Here is a 20,745-nt window from a genome sequence, read left to right on the forward strand (position 1 = left end):
CAAATCAAGTCCATAAACTTGAAAAAATGAGCTAATTTATCCTAATTAAATTATCTGTAATTCTCATTATTAACTAAATTACATCTTCAGCCGAAATATACCAAACAGATTGTTCATTTTTATCACCTAAATCTTTCTTATCTTTCAAAGTAACTATTAAGTGTTTATTGCTCGATTTACGACTAATAATAGACAGTGTTGTTCCTGCTTTTAAAAAAAATTTTTCGTGAGCAATTAATTCAGACGAATTCACTGGTTTTATTTTAAGATATGTATCTTTTTTTATTTTAATAGACTTGTTTAAATCAGCCATATAATAACGTTCCTTTTATTTTTTTGTTACTCTTTTGTTACTCTTTTGTTACAGAAATATGGTTGTAATATGTTTGTTAAAATTTTCCCTTAGTTTACATACAAGGGAGCACACAGTTTTGGCAGATAATCTTTTTTAGACCAACTATATAGTGGGGTTTATAGCACTAAATAATTATGTTTCTTCCAAAAGTGGATTCACCCACATACCATGTCTAAAGAACAAATGCTTTACACATTGACCTAATAAATAAGAATTTATAGAATAATAGTAAAATAATAGCAGAAACATTAGATTTATGATAGTGCTTAAAAAAAATACGGTTTAGTTGAGCTTCAAAGTCAAGTAGATTAAAAGCTAATTTGTAAACTAAAGTAAAATACTTACCTTGTAAGGATTTCAGGAATTTGAGCTAATACGGCAATTATTCACTGAAACTTAGACCTGGTAATGAATAGAGTCTCATTAAGATTTTCTTGTCGTTTCAACTCTCCCAAATGCTTCAGCACAGCACGAGCAGCTTCTTCCAAATTCTCGTTCTCCCGCAATCTGGTAATGTGTAGACGCAAAGCGGCTTGCCGTCAGGCATCGCATTCGTAGGTTGCATCTGCTGACAATTCTCAGGCAAGTATCCACCAGCAACTTGAACTGCTTATTGCCAAACTTCTTGTTGTTGCTGGGGTTGTAGCTTAGTGAGTTGGTGAACTTGTCCTTCTGCTGTTGGTAAAATGTCCACAATTTGTGGACATTCAGTAAGATTGTCCACAACGATAGCCGCATCAATTAATTGATAAGAACGGGAACGATTGTAACCAAATCTATCGCGGCAATATTCCTCAAATGTGCGATGGGTGGAGCGATAGAGTCTGCGGTCGCGCAATTCTGCCAATGTCTTACCTGCCTCAAAAAATGCCCTCTCGACTTTTCGCTCCAGGTGCAAGCGATCGCTCTGTTCTTCTGGGGTTAATTCAGGGACTTCAACAGCAGTAACATCGATGGTGACTACATCTTGCTGCTTTTGCATACTTGACAAGCGGTGCAAGGATGCCTGGATGAGTGCGATCGCTGAGTATCAAGCAATCAGAGTTGAGACAGTCGTTGATGCTGCCCCTGACAAACAAGCAATAGCCCAAGCCGAACTTGACCAGTACATTGCAGACCAAGCCGAAGCCATAGCCCCACGACCACAGTAGAAATCAACTGCTACCACTACGAAATTTACGCACTCAAGCAACTGGTCGCTTACATCACCTACGACTACGACGAATTTGTTACGCAACCTTGGGTAGTCATGGTCAATGGTGAAGAAAAATTCCGCCACCAAACCCAAGCTCAATGCTACCGCTATATCCAATGGCATCATCAAGACGGTACACTCAACCCACAAAGTGAAATTGAAGTACCAGAAGTCCCAACCATTTTAGAAATCTCGTTTTATGACCAAGAGGCATTTGTTGGTGACGAACTTGTAGCCAGCATTAGCTACGACCACGGCAATTACCAGAATTTGTACTGGCGGGTAATGATTAACGGTAATGAGATTTTCCGAGATATCAGTCCGGCTAGATGTCACAGCTATATCAAACAGCAGTACCAGCAAGGCAAACTTCCACTGCAAGAGCAGTTAGAACCGGAAGAACCTTGGGTTACTGGAAACGAAATTATGGCTGAGATTTTCAGCGCGTCCGAAAAGTATGGGTTTGAAATGCTCGAAGATGGCATTTACCAGAGTGATGTGAAATTGGGTAAAGTCGGATGCACTGATGGTCGCTGGTGGGTAGTACGTGCAGCACAGGATAATCAACGTATTCCATGTAACTCGGCAGCAGATGCTGTGCAGTTGTTGTCCGAGAGCGCAGCTGATGAATATTTGGGATACAGGCTTCTTGAACACCTCAGCCCTAAAGAATGGCGATCGCTGCTTTCTGGCGCAGCCCAAGGTCAAAAATTGCTAACAGTCTAAAACCAACTGTGGGCAGCAATTTTCACTGCTGCTCACTCCAATTTATTTTCCGACACCACACAGTGCGTGAGCATAGCTCAAGGGGAGCAAGTGTGTCTTGTTGGCATAGCAAACACACTACTAAAAGAAGTTTCTGCTAATACTTTTCAAATTTATTAACTAGAGCAATTTTATGACACCAGTATTTACATTTGAACTGGCTCAACAGTTGCACAACAGTAACCAGATTATAGATTTTGACTGGGCTTGGTCAGTGCTTGGATATAGCACTAAGAGTAATGCTAAAAGAATGTTAACTTCATACTTTGAACGAAATTTCGATTATTTCGTACAACTTCCAGAGCAATCGCTCTTAGCACTGCCCTATGATATTTTCATCACTTCTGATGAAAACTCTAAAGCAGGTAGACCAGTAGAAAAAATTTATTTGACGCTGGAATGTTTTAAAGAAATGGGAATGCTGTCTAAGAGTGAACAAGGTAGACAGATCCGCAAATACTTTCTCCAATGCGAAGTGATTGCCAAAGAATCAATAAAGCTAATTCCTCAACTGCAAAAAAGAATTCAAGAACTAGAACAAAATTTCGCCCAACTCCAAGCCCAAATCCAAAACCTCCTACCCCCATCTGCTGACTTCATACCCCCAGGCTGGAATGAGGAAGTATGGCGAAAGCTCCCCCCACAGGACAAACGTCATTTTCGCTTTTTATACCGTCGTCGTGGCTTTCGTCCATCAGCGCAGGCTAAAGATGAGCAACTGGCTTTACCTCCTGTAACTACTGAGCAATTGAAGCAAAAACAACGGGCGGAATTCGAGCAGCTTGTCGGTGAGTCATCAGCCCAGGAGAAACAACAGTTAGAAGCAGCAAAACAACAAGCACTGAAACAACTTTGGTCACAAGGAGAACAAGATGATACAGATGTCCCTTTTTAACGAACCAACCCCAGTTTTACCAGTCACCTACTATCCAGAGTTCCTCAGCAAACAAGAAGCGAACGAACTATATCAGCACTGCCTTGGACTGCAATGGCAACAGAATCAAATCAAAATGGTGGGTAAAACTTTACTTGTACCCCGGCTAGAATGCATCTACGGTGACGAAGGTTGTGAGTATTTGTATTCTAAGAGTGTGCTACTGAAACCACTGCCTTGGACTTCATTACTGGCCGAGTTGAGGGATAGGATTACTACTCTGGCTGGCTACAAATTCAACATAGTCATCGGCAATCAATACAGAAGCGGCCAGGATTCGATAGGTTGGCACGCTGACAATGAGCAATCGATGGGGCATAATCCAGCGATCGCATCCGTCAGTTTAGGTGCGGAGCGGAAGTTTCAGATAAAGCCCATCAAAGGTAAGCCAACTGATTTCTGGCTGGAGCATGGAAGTCTGCTGATTATGCACCCTGGTTGTCAGGCTACTCATCTTCATCAAGTTCCCAAAACCAAGAAATTGGTTGGCACAAGAATTAATCTAACTTTTCGTCCGCATGTGGGAGGCAAGAAATGAGTGCTGTTGTCTCTACCGAAAAAGCATCCGTGCTGGTGATATTGCGGCAGGAATATCTGGATATTACTGGCAATTTCTGTGCTGCCAAGCTAATTGAATATTTCCGACATTGGACAAAGTGGAAGCTCAAAAATCATCGCACTCCTTGGGTTTACCAGCCACTCAAACGAATTTACGCTGACCTAATGGGTGAGCATAGTCTTCATGTCATTAGGAGTGCGATCGCTCTTTTGGAGGAGATGGGGATTCTCTCAAAGCAAAAAAATCCTGGCAATGGGCAAGATAAAACTTGGCAGTATAAATTACACCAAGATGTACTTAATAGTCTATTGGAACCTGGCAAGTGCAAAACTGAACCTTCAGAATTCAATGCAGAACAACACCATAGATCAGATCCTGAAACTTCTAAACCACAACAAAACACTGCTGTTGGTGAAGTAAAGGATGAAGGAGTAGAACAAAGCTCATATGAGCCAGTTCAAGCAGTCCCAAAACCAGAGCCACCCCAGACTACTCGCTTTGTTGATGAAATTGAACAAGATGACTCAACGAGTGAGATAGACCCTCATGAGGACGAGTTTTCCGAGCCAGAAGTCAAAGTCGGTTCAAGTATGGATAAGCCCAGCAAGCAGGAGATTGCTGAGATTTGTACCGAGTTGCGGCGGTTGCGGATTAACCCAGAACCTTGTTTGGGGGTGGTGAAGAAATATTGGGCGAATGTCGCCGGGGCACTTGCATATCTCAAAGAAGCACTCCAAACTTGGCAATCAGTCAACTCACCCACTGGCGTTTTTATCACAGCTTGTAAAGAAGGCAAAAAACCTCAAAACACAGCGACGGCGGACGTAATTGCTTGGTATGAATGGGCAAAGAGCAAAAGGATAGTTGCAGCAATGTCTGCGGGGGTTGTCTATACACCTTCGGGTGAGCCTGTGGATTTGCAACAGATGATGCAACGGTATCCTTGTGAATGCAGTTAGTGGGACGAAAAAATTATGGGTAAGAATACCGTAACAAGCGAAGTGAGCGCTCCCTTTGGGTGGGCGAGGAAGCAGAGAATTGCGATGCCCGCCGCAGGCAGGCATCGCAATGACTGGCGGGTTCGTGTATATACCTTCGGGGGATACGCTGGAAGTACAGGAGATGATGCGGCGGTATCCTCACCAGCTAAAAGAGTAAATGGTAAGCCAAGACTCTCAGCTTGTTCCATATTTGAGAACGAGTTCCCATTCCCAACGCCAAGCAGTCTCTACCGCTAGTTCTTGATCGTTGGTAAAAACGCCTCAAATAAAATCTACTTCAAGTGCTTAACTTTTCATCATCACCCAAAGTTGCCAAGAACCCTATTATGGTCTTGATTGCAGTTTAATCACTTTCTTTTTCAAACAACACAGATGGCATCACAAGACGCAAGAAAAGAAGCACCAGCAACCCAGCGTAACCGCGAACCAATTTTAGAAGTACTTTTACAAGTATTACCCCAGAGTGGCACGATATTGGAAATAGCTTCTGGAACTGGGGAACATGCAGTATTTTTTGCCCCCAAGCTCAGCCAAAGAAAGTGGCTACCAACAGATGCAAATAAGCAATTGTTCCCCAGCATTAATGCATGGGCTGAATACTTTGGGTGTGATAACATTTATCCACCGCAAGAGCTTGATGTGAGAGAACCAGTTTGGCCAGTGGAGAATAAGGTAGTAAACGAGTGGCTTGATAGCTCTCCAATTGTTGCCATCGTCAACATCAATATGATTCACATTTCACCTTGGTCAGCCTGTCTGGGACTAATGGCAGGGGCAGGTCGTATCCTCAAAGCAGGAGGTATTCTTTATTTATATGGGCCTTTTAAACAAGGTGGAGAACATACCTCACTAAGTAATGCAGCTTTTGACGAATATTTACGCGCCCAAAACTCACAGTGGGGTGTGCGTAACTTGGATGATGTAGTGGCAGCAGCTAGGTCAGAAGATCTCATCTTAAAACAGATTTATCAAATGCCAGCAAATAATCTTTCAGTAGTATTTGAACGTTCTGCTAATGAAGGAATCATTCTTGAAGATTATAATTGTGTGACTTGACTCAAGATGATTCAAAGACTACATTCAAGCAGCATTTGTCTATAAAAGTACAATTTATCAGTAGTTTTACCGTGGTTTAAAGCTTACTGTATTTTTAATTCCTTCTGGGAAATATCGCTCAGAAAAATGCTACTTGTCGAGGCGATCGCGCATTGACCCTTTACAACAAATTAACTAAAGAGCAAAAACAGCAGATACCGCAAGTGTTGCGGGTGTGGCTGCGTTATTGCAGTGAAAAATATTTTGGCGCACATCGAACACAGCCTAACTCGACACTACCAAGGGATAAGCTTACGGCATGGCTACGCTTACCGCCAATCAAATGAGCTTGTTCTTGCCGAAATTGCTCTTACAGGATTTGCATATCCTTGAGTCACCGAGAAATACAGTAATGATGACAGCTAACTGTTTAGTGTCTCATACTTAGACTAAGGGATAATCATGTCTTCATTTAAACGCCGTCATTTTCTGCTACTGGCAAGCTCGACTTTAGCAACATTAGGGTTAGGGCAATTGGGTGTAAGTCAACAGGGGAGCTTTGATACTAAAGCTTATGCCCAAAACACACCGCGAAAATTAGCATTATTGGTGGGAATTAATGAATACTCTGATGGTGTGGCTCAGTTATCGGGTTGTGTTAATGACGTTGTATTGCAACGTGAGTTATTAATTCACCGCTTTGGTTTTAATCCTCAAGATATTTTGACTCTAACTGATAAACAAGCCACGCGCAAAGGTATTTTACAAGCCTTTGAGGAGCATTTGATTAAGCAAGCCAAACCAGGGGATGTGGTAGTATTTCACTTTTCTGGACATGGTTCACGAGTAATTGACGCGGATCGGGATCATCCAGATGGTTTTGTTAGTAGCTTGGTTGCTGTTGATAGTCAATTAGCATCGGAAAATTCTTCTAGCACCAAAGAGGTTACAGGACACACGCTTTGGCTGTTGATGGCAGCATTGAAGACGGAAAATGTGACTTTTGTCATCGATACTATCTATTCTGGTGGTTTAGTCAGTAGCGCATTGAAATCATCTCAGTTAAAGCAGAAATTTCAAGTTAGCCCCGAAGAAAAGGCTTACCAAGCAAGTTGGTTACAACGTTTAGGTTTGTCAGCAGAGGAATTTATAAAACAACGGAGAATCGGAATACCTAAAGGAGTTGTGCTTGCAAGTGCAAGGCGCGATCAATTTGCCATCGATACCAGCTTTAATGACTTTAATGCAGGACTATTTACTTATACTTTGACACAGTATCTCTGGCAGCAAAGTGGGAATCCAACTTTGGGTGAATCATTTGTGAATATTGCTCGCAATGTCAAGGCTTTGAGTTTTGAGCAAGGTAATTTGCAAGAGCCTGTACTTTTTGTTAAACCCAACAGCGATTATCAGCAACGTCCCATGTATTTTATTGGAGTACAAACACCGAGGGCAGAAGGGGTAATTACGCAAGTTAAGGAAAATCAAATAGAAATTTGGCTTGGTGGTGTTAATCCAAAAAATTTGGAGAACTTGAATAAAAGTGCTGTTTTTGAAATCATCAATGCTGAAGGTCAGCAGCAAGGAATAGTTAAGCTTGAAAGCCGTAAAGGATTGGTGGGATATGGAAAATTGCTAGAATCTCCAACATCTATATCACTAAAACCTGGACTGTTATTACGTGAGAGAGTTCGAGCAACACCTTCAAGATGATCGGTTGCTTTTTAAATCTGAATTGAAATAAATGAGGTTAGGTAATTTACCTAACCTCCCACAAATGAAACAATAGTATTATAAGTTTACTCAATCTGATTAACTCACCACTTCAAATGGAATCGAAATTACGGCTAACTTCGTAGTATCAACCCCACGTTCTCCCTCTGGAAGTTGGATATTTTCCACAAGAATTCCACCGCGAGTGCTTCTGTCTAAATCATCAAGCAAGTTATTAGTTAAGTCTAAAAATTCATCTCCGGTTGCTGTGATGAGGGTGCGTTTACCAGCTTGTCCTTGGGAAACTGCGATCGCTTGGAGTTTCTCGAGTAAATCCCGTAATGGTGTGGGACTGGCGATGATCAGTATTTCTGAAAAGCCCAGTGGCTCGCCAATATTTATCCTTGTGCCGCTACGTTGATGTTCAGCTTTAGGAATTAGTACTTTATCTCCACCTGCTATTGATGCGGCTAATATCGGTTCTTCTGACCAATCATAAGGGAAGAGATTTCCTATGTCTCCAGCACTATCTATACCTAAAATAGTGACGTAAAGAGGTACCGATTCTTGATTGTGAACATAGAAAGCTATTTTTGTGTCCAAGGGTAATTTTGGTATACCAGAATCGGAAATACTTACTGGTTTGGATGGTGCTGATTCGTTTCCATTGTCATTATTTGTTTTGGCTCCACGAGGTGTAAAAGTATTGGCGAGAGGTTCTTGACTATCAGCAATAATCATGGAAACAGAAATATTTATTTTTGATGTATTTTTATTGCCAAGAATGTTTTTAACAACTCTAGCAGCCCAGAATGATTTAAGTTTTGATTGTAAGCGTTGCACTGCGGTATTTAATGTTTCTCCAGCATCATCAAAGGAATTAACAATAATTGTGTCTAAGGTAGGTGTAAATAAACCAAAGCTACCAATTGCAGGTAAATTTGGGATTTTTTGTTTCTGTAATTCTTGATATTTGGCTTGAGTCATCCGACCAAATATATATTGCACTTCTTTTTGTCGCAGAGGTAAGGCTTCAATACCAGGTATTGTTTGTAATGCTTGTTTTGCTTGAGCAATGATATTACTATCAAGAGAACTATCATCAAGTCCGATTTTTAAAGTTATATCTTTAGGAATAGTGCGAATACGCTCTTGTAAAAAAGTTCCTTTTGCTAATGCTGTTTGAGTGCGTGTGTTGTCGAGTAATTTACCTTTAGCAAATAAGCCTTGACGGGATTCAATTTGTACATGTCCGCGTGCTTCCCCTTTTTCATCAATAATTGTTAAAGTTGCACTTTTATTGAAACCCTCTAGACTTTGGGGTTCGATTCCACCCAACCATAAATTTACTTGGTTGCCATTCACACCAGTAATTACGGCTTCTGCGGGAGTTGCTTTAGGAGGTAAAAAGTATAATGGAGAGTTGAGATTTTGGATGTTTCTTTCTATTTCTGCTTCTTGAAAACCGCCAGTATTCCATGCTATCATTTGAGCATTATGGCGAACATAAGCGAAAGTTTTAGCAAAAGCTTCATTGCTGTTTACTTGCCAAAGATATTGAGTTAAAGCGTAAGTAAAAGCTCCAGCACGAAAGTCACTAAATTGACCATCTACAGCAAATTGATCGGATTTTGCAGCTGTAATTACGATTCCCTTGGCAACATTTTGGCGGCGTTTGGTAATAAAATCTTGTTGTGACAGTGGGATTCTTTCTAATAATTTACGCTGTGTTTCATCTTCTTCTTTACTGGGTAAGAAATCACTTCCACCATCGCGGGAACGAACGGCAAAATTTCCCCGCTTTGTACCCCCTGAGTAACAACAATCTAATACCACAGTGACGTTTGTGGTTTGCAATGCATACATGAGTAAAAACAGTGTGCCTCCCATAATATCTTGCACCACACCACCATTGGGAGGTAAAGAACTATCAACTGGGACAATTGTACCGTTAAGTCCACCGGGCATATCTTTATCTTTGACACGCGAACCATGTCCAGAAAAATGGAAAATTACGACATCACCGGGTTTGGCTTGCTTGATCAGGTGTTCGTCAAATGCTTGTAAAATACCTTGGCGTGTGGCTTGTGAGTCGGTTAAAGTCAGAATATTTTTTTCGTTAAAACCAAAGCGGTTGGTTAGTAACTCTTTTTGTAAGGATACATCGGTTAAGCAACCCCCTAGAGTAGGTATGCTGTTTTTATAATCGTTGATTCCCACCAGTAACGCCAGTTTGCGGGGTGTATCTTGTGCTAAAGCTTTTGCGTAACGTTCTCCTTGACGCATAATGTCTAACTGGCTGATACCCATTGTGGCTAAAGCGGAACCAGCGAATTGGATAAATTGACGGCGTTTGATATAGGACATGGTGATTTTAGATTTGGGATTGTTTGCAGATTTGTATTTCTGGGGTGTGGGAGGATATGCCAGTTTTGACCTCTTTATATGTAAAGATAAAGGCTTTAAAATTTCCTATTTCGTTGCCAAGGGTAGGTCATTGAGATTTACCGATGAGGGTAAAAGCTGCCCATTGTGATGGATTTGAATATTTTTTCTTGGTGTCGAGCATGGCTTTTCTTAATGCTGTGGCTTTGTCCATTTTTTGTTGCAAATTTTGATAAAACTCGGTCATTAAAAATGCCGTTGAACCATCATCAACTGACCAGAGTGAGACGATGACACTGGGTACTCCTGCACTGATAAAAGAGCGAGATAAACCGATAACACCATCCCCTGTAATTCTTCCTCTACCTGTATCGCAAGCGCTGAGAACTACTAAATTGGCTTTGAGTTTCAAGCCGAAAATTTCTTCTGCGGTTAGGAGTCCATCGCGTTTTTGCTCTTCTTTGCTGAGGGGGGATGAGAGGGAATTAGGATTTTCTGGTGTTAGAGCAATGGAACTATCTAAACCGCGAATATCATCAAATAATCCGTGGGTAGCAAAGTGAATAATTTGTGCTTGGGGTAAGCGTTGGACTACGGTGGATTCTGTGGCTTTTTTACCAATTAAGGGTTGGATTTTAAATAAGTTTGCAATAGCTTTTGCTTCTTTTTCTGCATAAGGTAAAGGTGATAATTTTTGTGGGGTGTCGCCAATTTTTATTGTGACTTTAGGCATGATGGGATTACCCACAATCAGCATATTATTAGTCTGTATGGGTTGATTGCCAAGTTTTTGATATTGTTTTTTAGTTAAATCTAAAACCTGAATTGATGGAGATGTGAGGATGGTATGTTTTTCTATCAGGTATTTGCCGTTTTCGTCTTGTAATGCAGGGAAGGGAACTAGAAATAATGAGCTTTGCGGGATGAATACTACTTTATCGGTTTCTTTTTTGGGTAATAGGTCAGCGATGGGTGAGATTAATATTTCGTGGAGTTTTTGTAAGCGTTTTTTCTGGGTTTCTGGATTTAGTGGAGGTGGGTTTTCTATTTTTGCACCTCTGACACCAATTGATTGACGGCTTATTTGAACTAATTGTGCTAAATTTGTCTTTTCTTTTTGCCATAATGGTTTGAGGTCTGCTTTACGGAATATGACTTCACCCGTGGGTTTGATGACCCAGATATATAGTGCTGATTCTTCGGTTTCTTCTTTACCTGCTATTTTGAAATCGTCATAAATAATGGAATATTGAATGAGGGTTGCATTTTGGAATTTGGCAGTTTGTTTAATCTCGGTAATATTGGGTGGTGTTGGGAATTGTTCCTTAGAGTTATTTGATAAACGGAAAGTAAGTAGTTCTGCAAATGCGCGTCCCCGCCCGCGTTCGGATATTTCTAAAGCAGCATCAATTTTATTTTGGGCAATCAGGACTTTTTGTAAAGTATTGTAAGTATTTCGTTGGGTTTCAAAAATTGAGACTTTCTCGTTATCCTTTAAGTCTCGACCTCGGAGAGATTCGTACACTTTTATGCCTTGAATTAAAGTATTCTCAGCTAAAGCAAGTTTTCCTTGTTTGTAGTAAGCATATCCTAGATTATTTAGTGAAATACCCTCTCCCCTAAGGTCTTTAATTTCTCGTGCAATTGCTAACGTTTGTTGATAGTAGTCAATCGCTTTGGAGTAGTCTCCCAAGGCATCATAGGCATTACCAAGATTCCCCAGTGATTGACTCTCACCTAAACGATCTTTAATTTCCTGTGCGATCGCCAAGCTTTGTTTATAGTGGTCAATCGCTTTGGGGTAGTCTCCCAACAAAGAGTAAGTGTTCCCGATATTTCCCAGTGATTGGCTCTCACCGAAACGGTCTTTAATTTCCTGTGCGATCGCCAACCTTTGTTGATGGTAGTCAATGGCTTTTGGGTAGTCTCCCAAGGATAAGTAGGCAATACCTAGATTTCCCAGTGCTATACTCTCACCTAGACGGTCTTTAATATCCCGTGCAATCGCCAAGCTTTGTTGATGGTAGTCAATGGCTTTTGGGTAGTCTCCTAGAAAATAGTAAGCGTTACCGAGACCTCTCAGTGCAACACCCTCACCTTGACGGTATTTAATTTTTCGTGCAATTAACAAGCTTTGTTGCTGGTATTCAATGGCTTTGGAGTAATCTCCCAAGGCACGGTAGACAATACCTAGATTTCCCAGTGAAATACCCTCACTTTGACGGTCTTGAATTTCCCGTGCGATTGCCAAACTTTGTTGATGGTAGTCAATCGCTTTAGGATAATCTCCCAAGGAATAGTAGGCAAGACCGAGACCTCCTAGTGATTGACCCTCACTTTGACGGTCTTGAATTTCCCGCGCGATTGCCAAGCTTTGTTGATGGTAGTTAATGGCTTTGGGGTAGTCTCCTAAGAAATAGTAGGCGTTAGCGAGACCTCCTAGTGCCTTATCCTCACCATTAGGGTCTTGAATTTCCCGAAATATAGCCAAGCTTTGTTGATGGTAGTCAATGGCTTTGGAGTAGTCTCCTAAGGAATAGTAGGCAAAACCGATATTTCCCAGTGAGTTACCCTCTCCCCTACGGTCTTTAATTTCTCGTTTAATAGCCAAGCTTTGTTGATGGTAGTCAATGGCTTTGGAGTAGTCTCCCAAGGATAAATAGGCAACACCTAGATTTCCCAGTGATTGACCCTCACCTAAACGGTCTTTTATTTCTCGTGCGATCGCCAACCTTTGTTGTTGGTAGTCAATGGCTTTGGGGTAGTCTCCCAAGGATAAGTAGGCAATACCTAGATTTCCCAGTGTATTACCCTCACCTTTACGGTCGTTTATTTCCCTGTAAATTTGTAGTGCTTGTTGCCAAGACTGCAATGCTGCTGTAAATTGACTGGTTTGAAACTGCTGATTACCCAGTTCCAAGAATCTATCAGCTTCCGCTTTTCTTCCATCCACCGTCTGCGCCAAGACCTGCGATTCAGTAAACACCATCGACAAACTAGAACCCAACGAAGTCGAAAAAACAGCCAACAGACAAACAAACACACCTAACCCAATTTTGCAGGAACGCATAGCCATACCCTCACTACAACAAACCAACCAACGTAAAACCAGCCCAATCGCGAGGATTTGGATACTTTTTCATCGTTTCCAGCATCGCTTGACGTAACGCACCCGCTTTATCCGTATTTCTGCTTAAATTACCATAAAACTCAGTTATCAGAAATGCGAGTCCTACAGATTCCCCTCCAAACAGATGGGAATCTGGGCTTAATATTTGCATTAACTAATTTGCTTTAGCAGGTCAAGTGCTGTCTTCATATTCTCAGTTTTACCCTCTCTTTTATACAGTTCCGCAGCTTGTTTTAAATCTGCAACTGCTCCCTGTTTATTACCTAAATTCCCCTGAGCAATACCACGCCAAAAATAAGCATGGGCGAAGTCTGAATCTAATTTGATTGCTTGATTAAAATCTGCTAATGACTGTTCGTAGTCTTTTAAATGTAAGTAAGCATAACCTCTACCAAAGTATGAGTAATGGGAATTTGGCTCAATCCGAATTGCTTGATTAAAATCATCAACTGCGGGCTGATACTTTTCTATTTGGATATATGCTAAACCTCGCAGTATATAAGCTCCATAATTATCTTTATCTTGTTGTAAAATTTGATTACAATTCTCAATTACTTGGTCATAATTGCCATTTTGTAAATACTCTGTCGCCTGATTTAATAAGGACTCGATATTGTTACTATTTCCAGAGTTGTAGGTATGTGTAAATTGAGGGTTGATTGAGGGTAGCTGTAATTGTGGCTTGAGTTGAGTTTGAGTTTGAGCAATCAGGATTGGTTCTGGTTGATTAAGTTTTTCTGCCAAAACTTTGGGACTAGAAATAATCGCACCTAATACAGCCATGCCAAGTGCTAGTGTGAATTTTTTCATTTTTTCGCTTCCTAAATTATTGATGATTGTTGGGTGATGTTGGCAAAAGAAAACTAGATACTTTCGGCAGAGTGAATTACAATTGTTTTTCCGTTCTGGAAGTATCTTTTGCTTTCTTGGTTATATGTATTTCTGGGAGTAAGGAGGATATGCCAAAATTTTGCGGTTTGGTGAAAATTTTTTTTTAATTCCCGTTTATTCGGCGTTGCCAATGAGGGTGAAAGCCGCCCAGTGTATGGGATGGGGATGTTTTTTCATTGTGCTTAACATTGCTTGACGTAGGGCTTTGGCTTTGTCAGGATTTTGCTGTAATTGCTGGTAAAATTCCACCATTAAATCTGAGGTGGAACTATCATCAACCGCCCACAGGGAAACAATGACGCTCTCTGCTCCCGCAGTCAGCAAGGAACGGGATAATCCCACGACTCCATCACCTGTGATTTCCCCTCCACCAGTATCGCAAGCACTTAAAACTACTAAGTCTGCTTTCAAATTTAAGTTAATTATTTCGGTGGTTTTCAGCAATCCTTCGTTGACACCAGGAGTATCGGGAGCAAGTGCGATCGCACCTGGTATTCTTTCTCCAAAGCCATAAAGTAACCCATGTGTAGCTAAATGAATTATTTTGGCGGTTGATATTTTTTGCAGTACAGCAGATTTTGTTGCTTGTTTACCGATTAAAGGTTGAGTGTTGAGGATGGGAGCTATTTTGTTCGCTTCTTTTTCCGTACCCGGTAAAGGACGTTGTTGTACGGGGGGAATCCCTGTAATTGGCATAATTGGGTTCCCTACCAGTAATGTATCTCCCGGTTGCAGAGATGCAATATTTAATCTTTCTGTGTTTTTACGGGTGTAGTCTAATACCTGAATTGCTGGAGCAGTGAGGATGGTATGCTTTTCAATCAGGTATTTGTTGTTTGCATCCTTGAGCGCTGGGAAGGGAACGAGAAATAGGGATTCGTGGGGGATAAAAATTACGCGATCGCCTGGATTTTTGGGGAGATGGTTGGCGATCGGTGTAATTAGGAGTTCGTGGAGTTGTTGTAAGCGTTTCTTTTGAGTTTCTGGACTTGGTAGGGGTGGGTTTTTAATTTCAGCACCACGTTGTTTTATAACACCAATAGATTGACGACTGGTTTCTACTAAATTTTTTAGAGGTGTTTTGAGGGATTTTAAATCTACTTGTTTAAATGCAATTTCTCCTGTGGGTTTAACTACCCAAATATAAAGTTTTGCATCCTTGGCTAAGAAATATTCAACAAGTGTAGCTTTTTGCTGTTGAGCAATTTTTTTAATTTGAGCAATGGATGGGATTGTGTTTAAAAATTCGTTACTTCTGGTTGATTTTGAAGTGATTAAATCGATAATGGCTCTAGCTCTACCGCGTTCAGATATTTCTAATGCTTGTTCTATTTTATTTTGGGCGATTAAAGCTTTTTGTAACCAGCGATAGGTAGTGGCTTGTTGTTGAAATATTGATATTTTTTGCTCATCATTTAATGTCGCCCGTAGTGACTCCCAAATTTTAATAGCAGCATAGAGAGGTTTTTCCGCTTCGGAGTAATTACCTTGATCTATATAATTTACTCCAATATTATTGAGAGTTCCACCTTCGCCAGTATTATCACGAATTTGTTTACGAATAGGTAATGCTTGTTGATAATAATCTAATGCCTTTTGGTACTTTTTTTGATTGTTATAAACTACTCCAATGTTGTTTAAATAAGTACCTTCACCTTCTTTATCACCAATTTGTTTAGCAATGTTGAATGCTTGGTTACAATAATTTAATGCCTTTTGATACTCTCCTCTCCTGCGGTAAACTTCTCCAATATTACCAAGAGTAGTTTCTTCACCTGCTTTATCACCAATTTGTCTAGAAATAGTTAATGCTTGTTGATAATTATCTAATGCTTTTTGGTATTCTTCCTGATTGTCGTAGGCTACCCCAATATTACTGATAATTATACCCTCTAGTCTTTTATCAAGGATTTGTTGAGCAATAATTACAGCTTGCCGATAATTATCTAAGGCTCTTTGATATTGTCCCAAACTATTATAAACCAACCCAATATTGTTAATCGTTGTACCTTCAAGTTCCTTGTCTTCCACTTGTCGAGCAACGGTTAAAGCTTGTTGATAATAATCTAATGCTTTTTGATACTGCCCCAGCCTGCGATAAACTAAACCAATATTATTAATAGTTGTACCTTCGCCAGCTTTATCATCAATTTGTCGAGCAATGATTAAGGCTTGCTGATAATAATCTAATGCTTTTTGATACTGCCCCAGATTGTCATAAATTTTCCCGATATTGTGGAGAGTTGTACCTTCGCCAAATTTATCATCAATTTGTCGAGAAATGGTTAAGGCTTGTTGATAATAATCTAATGCTTTTTGGTATTCTCCCAGATTATCGTAAACTTGTCCTATGTTGTCTAAAATTCTACCTTCGCCGAATTTATCATCGATTTGTCGAGCGATAGTTAAAGCTTGTTGATAATAATCTAGTGCCTGTTTGTACTCGCCCAGATTGTCGTAAACTGAACCAATATTGCTTAAAATTCTACTTTCAATTTCTTTATCACTAATTTCTCTACTAATTACTAGCGCTTTCTCGAATAACTCTAGGGCTTCTTTATATTTACCTTGGCGAAATAATTTAAGTCCCTGTTTATTTAGTTTCCTTGATTCTTCTAGTCTCTGTTGCTGTGTCTGTCCTTGTGCTACTAATCTACTACTTACCCCACCCTCTACTTCCCTCATCTGCGGAGATGCTAAACCTACGGGAAATATCAGCGAGATTAACACAGTAACAAATGTAGCCCGATAAACAAAGATTGATAACTTATTTTTGGCTTTATAAAGCCTATTACCTCGGCGATTAAAGCAATTCAGACTTTTACGCATTTCTTCAGCCCTTTAAATCTTTCAGTAATTACTCGTATTTCTCAACCACAAGAGGTTATGCTTTTTTTAGCGTACCAAGCAAGTTATTGTTGAACCTTCTCTCTCAAGAAATTGAGCAAAAACAAGTAATGTGGGAATCTTTACCCACGCTGATCGATTTCATCCATCCAACAGTAGCGATACATGGTCAGTATCTAGCAACCAAAGGCTCATGCTGCACCATTGATATCTAACTCGCGCTCTGTCCGCAATTCCTCAGCCAGCTGTGCAAAATCCTCATCGCCCTCAAACATACCAATAAAATCTGTCCAGGGATTATTTGCAACTTCCATCGTCAAAATCTCAATATTTGCTAGCCTTGCTTTAATTTTTTCTTGTAGAGATGCGATGCCTTCGGCAACCCCAAAGGGGAACGCATCCTCACGATTTTCAGCTTCGGCTACACAATCAACTAACTCTGATACTGATGCGATAAAATGCCCTGAATCCAGCCGTTCAACTAGGATATGAAGAGGCAGCTTGTTTAAACTTACAACGGATTGAAGATTCATAAATAGCGATCGCAACTTTTTTTTCTCATAATAATCTTTCTGCCAGCATTTATGATGTCGAAAGTGAGATAAATGCCCAAACTCTTGTATAACAACAATTTGGGGCTTAATTTTAGGCATCTCAAAAAGTTAAAAATTCTTAGCCTGTGGTTAATTCGGTTTACAAAAATCCTTAACAGTCTCTTCCCGGATTTTGACTAACTCTGGTGAAGGTTTGTCCACCGAGTAAGCTTGCTGCAAAGCATCTGAGCGCAATGGCGGTTTTTGTGCTAAAAAATACTCCGCTTTTGCAAACGCTATCCCCTCAGCACTTGTTCCCTTAGCTTTTTCTTGCTGTTCCAAATTCTGTAAATCATTGGTAATGCGCTGTCTTTGCTGTGGTTCCATGATTTTAAACGCAATATTTCCTGCCCAAGAATTCTCAATTGCTACTGACCAATGGTATTGTTGAGCGGGTAGTAATGGTTTCCCAGTGTAAGTTGCATAAAGCTGTGCGATTTGGATGTTGTCAGTTGCACTCGCATCAGGAATACCCTGAGAAAGTCCGATTTTTTGCAGATTCCCTTGCCAAATTATAAACGGGCGATCGCTCCAAATTATCTCACCACGATCTGGTGCAGCAATACAAACACCATTAATGATTGGACGTGGCGCTCCTTTACCCCTTCCCACTGGTGGGTTCCTCCGAAAAAGATTCCACCAAGAAAAAGACGGCTGTGCTGGACGCTTTTCTGCGTGGGATACTTGATTTGGCAAAACAGGGAGCAATGTAGCAGTTATTGCAGATATCAACAAGCTGGGTAAAATCCAGTTGTAATTATTCATAAACCCTTCTCCGTAAAAAACCTGTTATGAAATATGTCCAAACAGTAGCAGATGGTAAAAACCAAGGTATTATAATCGCTAGGGGTGATATGTATATTTCTAAACTAATAATTCCATAAACGACTGTTAGTAAAGAAAGTAGCATCAGCCATTGCCAGCGATAGCGCGAATGTTTGCGTAACAAAAAGTAGAAATATTTTCCCATCAAAACAGCAATCCCCAATATCCAAACATCAGGAATAGGTATAACCAATCTCTGTGTGAGGAAATGATGCACCATATAAGCATGAACTTCTCCACCAGGTATAATTCTGCTATTGTTTCCCTGTTGAAGTCGCCAAAAATCTAGTGCTGGGGGTACATCAAAATTATCTTCTTTATCTATCGACATTCCCGCTTCATCATATCCTCCTGCTGCGATTATAACTACTTGTTTTTGTAGGTTTGCTAAGGGTGGATTTTTACTGTCTTTATCTAATAATTGCCAAGCTGGGACGGATTCATATATTTGGTTTGGAGGAATAGAAAAATCAATAATTGGATGCAGCCACATTTGAGAAATGATAGTACTGTAATCTGTGATTGGTTGCAAGCGAGAACGAGGTGAATTTAAAATCGTCTTATCTAGTGTATTCTGTTGATTTCGATTGAGATAACTATTTAGCTGCTGCCAAAAATTGCTTTGACTATCTAATTTTGGTTGGGGAATTTTGAGACTATTGTTACTATCTTTTCTGGAATCATCGAATTCATATTGTAATTGATGTGATAAAGCTAATAAACCTGCAAAAGTAAAAGAGTTTGAATTATTATTTGATGATGGTAACAGTGTCATATAACAAGGTATACGCTGTATTTTATCACAAAATAAGATTTCAATTTCCCCATCTAAACTCCAATTGAAACTAGCAATTTCTGGGATTACAGTTTGCCAAACTCCAGCATCAGATTCAGTTCCCGCGAAGATAAACCAAGTGGGATTAGGTGATGCAATAACACCTTTTTTGATGGCTTGAGCTAAAATTTTATCATTTTCGGGTTGGTGTCTATCTAATATAAAGTCAATTCCGATTATTTTCGCTTTTTTATCTGTTAGCCGATTGACTAAACTCGCAATATATTCGCGATTCATCGGTCTAGGGTTACTAATTTTACCTTGAGACTTTTTAATTGATTCGTCGTCTATTTTTACGAGTAATACGGGAGGAATTTTTTGCTTGCTAACCTTTTGTGTGAGTTGACGATAGAGAGATTGTACCCATAATCTGTGTCCTAATAAGTGATTTTGGATAGGAATTTGTAGGCTAATTAATAATAAAGCTGTAAGTGCTATACCTTCTTTTCGAGTTGGAATAATATTTTTGAGTCTTTGTTTAATACCAAATGCTTCAACCTTAAATAAAGGTGCTTCTGGATGACGAAATAAAGAAGGAATTAAATAAGCACTGGGATATGTTAGATTTTTCTCTGTCTTCAAATATTGCGAGGCTAATAATAAAGCTTCGTGAACATCTTTAAATTCCGCCAAAGCTTGTAAAAAGTGTAGTAAAAATTCCCCTGCTACCGCATTATGAACTGGTTCGCGCATCACCGCAACTTGACTCAAACCAAAGTCAATTAGAGAGTTAGCAATATTCAACCCATTGCAGGAATTAAAAATTGCAAATTGTAAACCACGTTCTACTGCAATACTTAATAATGGTGCAATTTCACTAATCGATAAAGTGACATTTTTAGCAATACTAATTTCTCCTCCGGTGATATTATTTTCATTACTGTGTCCAGCAAAAAATAAGATATCCCAACCTGATTCTGAGGTAAGAGCATCTTTGATTTTAGTTTTTAAATCTGCAATACTTGTTTCTGGCTGTAAACCCACAAATTTGACATCAATTATATTTTGAAATTGACGCATTGCTTCCTTCTCTGCTTTGAAATCCAAGCCAGTTTCATCACCTAAAATTGCTAATACTCTAACTTTACGAGTAAGCCGAGTATTTTTCTGTGCAAATCCTTGATGAATATTTACAGGAGTACGAACAATGCGAATTTTACCAGAAGAAAGTGCAAATTCTGCACCAATTTCCCACGATTCCCAAGGAAAGCGTTCTAAATCTATGGTGTTACAAGTAATAAAAAGATTTGTAATTTCTGGTGATTGAGAAGGGGTTTCTATCTTTTCTTTCTTCCCTACTACATTAGCCAAAGCCATACGAATTTCATATAATTCCCCACAACGCAACCATTTATGAAATTCCAACAAAAATTTAGCTTCCGCTTGCACTAATTTTGCCTGCCAATCTGTTGGAGGAGTAGAAATTACACCACTATCTGCTATCCGTCCACGTACTGATTGTGTTTTGTAATTTTTGTAATAATTTAGATAGGAACGTTGCCAATCTTGATAAAGTATGGTGAGGTTTTGGGGATAGAGAATTGTCACATTTAGCTGCTGTCCTTTTCCCCAAGTGAGTTGAAATAAACAAAGTTTTTCAATGTGTTGAACTTTGAGATAAAAGTTGCTCATTTGTGCTTATTGATGGCTAGTGCATGATTTATTAGTGAGGAGAGATGCGA

19 protein-coding genes are annotated in these 20,745 nt (G+C 39.8%); 9 read left to right on the top strand and 10 right to left on the bottom strand.

Annotated elements, in window-relative coordinates:
• Positions 1-73: 73 nt before the first annotated feature.
• Positions 74-313, bottom strand: coding sequence for a hypothetical protein (locus tag AACW45_RS26295; protein ID WP_190635846.1), 240 nt, complete (start codon positions 311-313; stop codon positions 74-76).
• A 652-nt stretch (positions 314-965) separates the two neighbouring features.
• Entirely contained in the window at positions 966-1,337 is a 372-nt protein-coding gene (locus AACW45_RS26300) for a hypothetical protein (RefSeq protein WP_306415006.1), read from the bottom strand.
• Positions 1,338-1,365: 28 nt separating this feature from the next.
• Between AACW45_RS26300 and AACW45_RS26305 the strand changes: the two genes are divergently transcribed.
• The 9 genes from AACW45_RS26305 to AACW45_RS26345 all read left to right on the top strand — a co-directional run bounded on the left by AACW45_RS26305 (position 1,366) and on the right by AACW45_RS26345 (position 7,557).
• Positions 1,366-1,506, top strand: coding sequence for a hypothetical protein (locus AACW45_RS26305; protein WP_190635848.1), 141 nt, complete (start codon positions 1,366-1,368; stop codon positions 1,504-1,506).
• A gap of 98 nt (positions 1,507-1,604) precedes the next feature.
• Positions 1,605-2,276, top strand: coding sequence for a hypothetical protein (locus tag AACW45_RS26310; RefSeq protein ID WP_190635850.1), 672 nt, complete (start codon positions 1,605-1,607; stop codon positions 2,274-2,276).
• A 172-nt stretch (positions 2,277-2,448) separates the two neighbouring features.
• Positions 2,449-3,210, top strand: a complete 762-nt coding sequence (locus tag AACW45_RS26315; RefSeq protein ID WP_190635852.1) for a hypothetical protein — start codon at positions 2,449-2,451, stop codon at positions 3,208-3,210.
• The gene (locus AACW45_RS26320; RefSeq protein ID WP_190635854.1) at positions 3,188-3,787 is read left to right on the top strand and encodes an alpha-ketoglutarate-dependent dioxygenase AlkB family protein; all 600 of its coding nucleotides are present in this window, start codon (positions 3,188-3,190) and stop codon (positions 3,785-3,787) included. The genes AACW45_RS26315 and AACW45_RS26320 overlap by 23 nt, the downstream gene beginning before the upstream one ends.
• Positions 3,784-4,767: a hypothetical protein gene (locus AACW45_RS26325; RefSeq protein WP_242045753.1), complete on the top strand. Its 984-nt coding sequence runs from the start codon at positions 3,784-3,786 to the stop codon at positions 4,765-4,767. Before AACW45_RS26320 ends, AACW45_RS26325 begins: the two co-directional genes overlap by 4 nt.
• A gap of 15 nt (positions 4,768-4,782) precedes the next feature.
• Positions 4,783-5,046 (top strand): hypothetical protein, encoded by a 264-nt coding sequence (locus AACW45_RS26330; RefSeq protein ID WP_190635855.1) that lies wholly within the window; start codon positions 4,783-4,785, stop codon positions 5,044-5,046.
• Between the two features lie 135 nt (positions 5,047-5,181).
• Positions 5,182-5,865, top strand: a complete 684-nt coding sequence (locus AACW45_RS26335) for a DUF938 domain-containing protein (protein ID WP_190635857.1) — start codon at positions 5,182-5,184, stop codon at positions 5,863-5,865.
• Positions 5,866-6,017: 152 nt separating this feature from the next.
• Entirely contained in the window at positions 6,018-6,191 is a 174-nt protein-coding gene (locus AACW45_RS26340) for a hypothetical protein (protein WP_339381959.1), read from the top strand.
• A 115-nt stretch (positions 6,192-6,306) separates the two neighbouring features.
• Positions 6,307-7,557: a caspase family protein gene (locus AACW45_RS26345; RefSeq protein WP_190635859.1), complete on the top strand. Its 1,251-nt coding sequence runs from the start codon at positions 6,307-6,309 to the stop codon at positions 7,555-7,557.
• 99 nt (positions 7,558-7,656) lie between these two features.
• Here AACW45_RS26345 and AACW45_RS26350 read toward each other — a convergent pair whose 3' ends face one another.
• The 8 genes from AACW45_RS26350 to AACW45_RS26385 form a co-directional block, all read right to left on the bottom strand.
• A complete protein-coding gene (locus AACW45_RS26350) occupies positions 7,657-9,924 on the bottom strand; it encodes a caspase family protein (RefSeq protein WP_190635862.1) in 2,268 nt (755 codons plus the stop codon).
• Positions 9,925-10,051: 127 nt separating this feature from the next.
• Positions 10,052-13,012: a CHAT domain-containing protein gene (locus AACW45_RS26355; RefSeq protein ID WP_190635864.1), complete on the bottom strand. Its 2,961-nt coding sequence runs from the start codon at positions 13,010-13,012 to the stop codon at positions 10,052-10,054.
• A 13-nt stretch (positions 13,013-13,025) separates the two neighbouring features.
• On the bottom strand, positions 13,026-13,223 hold the full coding sequence (locus tag AACW45_RS26360) for a CHAT domain-containing protein (RefSeq protein WP_242045754.1): 198 nt from the start codon (positions 13,221-13,223) through the stop codon (positions 13,026-13,028).
• Positions 13,223-13,882 (bottom strand): tetratricopeptide repeat protein, encoded by a 660-nt coding sequence (locus AACW45_RS26365; protein WP_190635865.1) that lies wholly within the window; start codon positions 13,880-13,882, stop codon positions 13,223-13,225. Before AACW45_RS26365 ends, AACW45_RS26360 begins: the two co-directional genes overlap by 1 nt.
• A gap of 195 nt (positions 13,883-14,077) precedes the next feature.
• Entirely contained in the window at positions 14,078-16,792 is a 2,715-nt protein-coding gene (locus tag AACW45_RS26370; RefSeq protein WP_190635867.1) for a CHAT domain-containing protein, read from the bottom strand.
• Positions 16,793-17,001: 209 nt separating this feature from the next.
• Positions 17,002-17,463, bottom strand: a complete 462-nt coding sequence (locus tag AACW45_RS26375; RefSeq protein ID WP_242045755.1) for a hypothetical protein — start codon at positions 17,461-17,463, stop codon at positions 17,002-17,004.
• A gap of 30 nt (positions 17,464-17,493) precedes the next feature.
• Entirely contained in the window at positions 17,494-18,168 is a 675-nt protein-coding gene (locus tag AACW45_RS26380; RefSeq protein WP_190635869.1) for a hypothetical protein, read from the bottom strand.
• Positions 18,161-20,695: a CHASE2 domain-containing protein gene (locus tag AACW45_RS26385; protein WP_190635871.1), complete on the bottom strand. Its 2,535-nt coding sequence runs from the start codon at positions 20,693-20,695 to the stop codon at positions 18,161-18,163. Before AACW45_RS26385 ends, AACW45_RS26380 begins: the two co-directional genes overlap by 8 nt.
• Positions 20,696-20,745 lie beyond the last annotated feature (50 nt).

Origin of the sequence: Calothrix sp. FACHB-168, from assembly GCF_963889195.1 — a bacterium.
Taxonomy (GTDB): domain Bacteria; phylum Cyanobacteriota; class Cyanobacteriia; order Cyanobacteriales; family Nostocaceae; genus Aulosira; species Aulosira anomala_A.

What these genes read in the sequence shown, in the direction of transcription:
- AACW45_RS26350 (WP_190635862.1), bottom strand. Translation starts at nt 9,924, where the DNA reads ATGTCCTATATCAAACGCCGTCAATTTATCCAATTCGCTGGTTCCGCT.
- AACW45_RS26345 (WP_190635859.1), top strand. Translation starts at nt 6,307, where the DNA reads ATGTCTTCATTTAAACGCCGTCATTTTCTGCTACTGGCAAGCTCGACT.
- AACW45_RS26305 (WP_190635848.1), top strand. Translation starts at nt 1,366, where the DNA reads ATGAGTGCGATCGCTGAGTATCAAGCAATCAGAGTTGAGACAGTCGTT.
- AACW45_RS26380 (WP_190635869.1), bottom strand. Translation starts at nt 18,168, where the DNA reads ATGAATAATTACAACTGGATTTTACCCAGCTTGTTGATATCTGCAATA.
- AACW45_RS26365 (WP_190635865.1), bottom strand. Translation starts at nt 13,882, where the DNA reads ATGAAAAAATTCACACTAGCACTTGGCATGGCTGTATTAGGTGCGATT.
- AACW45_RS26385 (WP_190635871.1), bottom strand. Translation starts at nt 20,695, where the DNA reads ATGAGCAACTTTTATCTCAAAGTTCAACACATTGAAAAACTTTGTTTA.
- AACW45_RS26360 (WP_242045754.1), bottom strand. Translation starts at nt 13,223, where the DNA reads ATGCAAATATTAAGCCCAGATTCCCATCTGTTTGGAGGGGAATCTGTA.
- AACW45_RS26310 (WP_190635850.1), top strand. Translation starts at nt 1,605, where the DNA reads ATGGTCAATGGTGAAGAAAAATTCCGCCACCAAACCCAAGCTCAATGC.
- AACW45_RS26370 (WP_190635867.1), bottom strand. Translation starts at nt 16,792, where the DNA reads ATGCGTAAAAGTCTGAATTGCTTTAATCGCCGAGGTAATAGGCTTTAT.
- AACW45_RS26335 (WP_190635857.1), top strand. Translation starts at nt 5,182, where the DNA reads ATGGCATCACAAGACGCAAGAAAAGAAGCACCAGCAACCCAGCGTAAC.
- AACW45_RS26295 (WP_190635846.1), bottom strand. Translation starts at nt 313, where the DNA reads ATGGCTGATTTAAACAAGTCTATTAAAATAAAAAAAGATACATATCTT.
- AACW45_RS26315 (WP_190635852.1), top strand. Translation starts at nt 2,449, where the DNA reads ATGACACCAGTATTTACATTTGAACTGGCTCAACAGTTGCACAACAGT.
- AACW45_RS26320 (WP_190635854.1), top strand. Translation starts at nt 3,188, where the DNA reads ATGATACAGATGTCCCTTTTTAACGAACCAACCCCAGTTTTACCAGTC.
- AACW45_RS26355 (WP_190635864.1), bottom strand. Translation starts at nt 13,012, where the DNA reads ATGCGTTCCTGCAAAATTGGGTTAGGTGTGTTTGTTTGTCTGTTGGCT.
- AACW45_RS26300 (WP_306415006.1), bottom strand. Translation starts at nt 1,337, where the DNA reads ATGCAAAAGCAGCAAGATGTAGTCACCATCGATGTTACTGCTGTTGAA.
- AACW45_RS26375 (WP_242045755.1), bottom strand. Translation starts at nt 17,463, where the DNA reads ATGCCTAAAATTAAGCCCCAAATTGTTGTTATACAAGAGTTTGGGCAT.
- AACW45_RS26325 (WP_242045753.1), top strand. Translation starts at nt 3,784, where the DNA reads ATGAGTGCTGTTGTCTCTACCGAAAAAGCATCCGTGCTGGTGATATTG.
- AACW45_RS26330 (WP_190635855.1), top strand. Translation starts at nt 4,783, where the DNA reads ATGGGTAAGAATACCGTAACAAGCGAAGTGAGCGCTCCCTTTGGGTGG.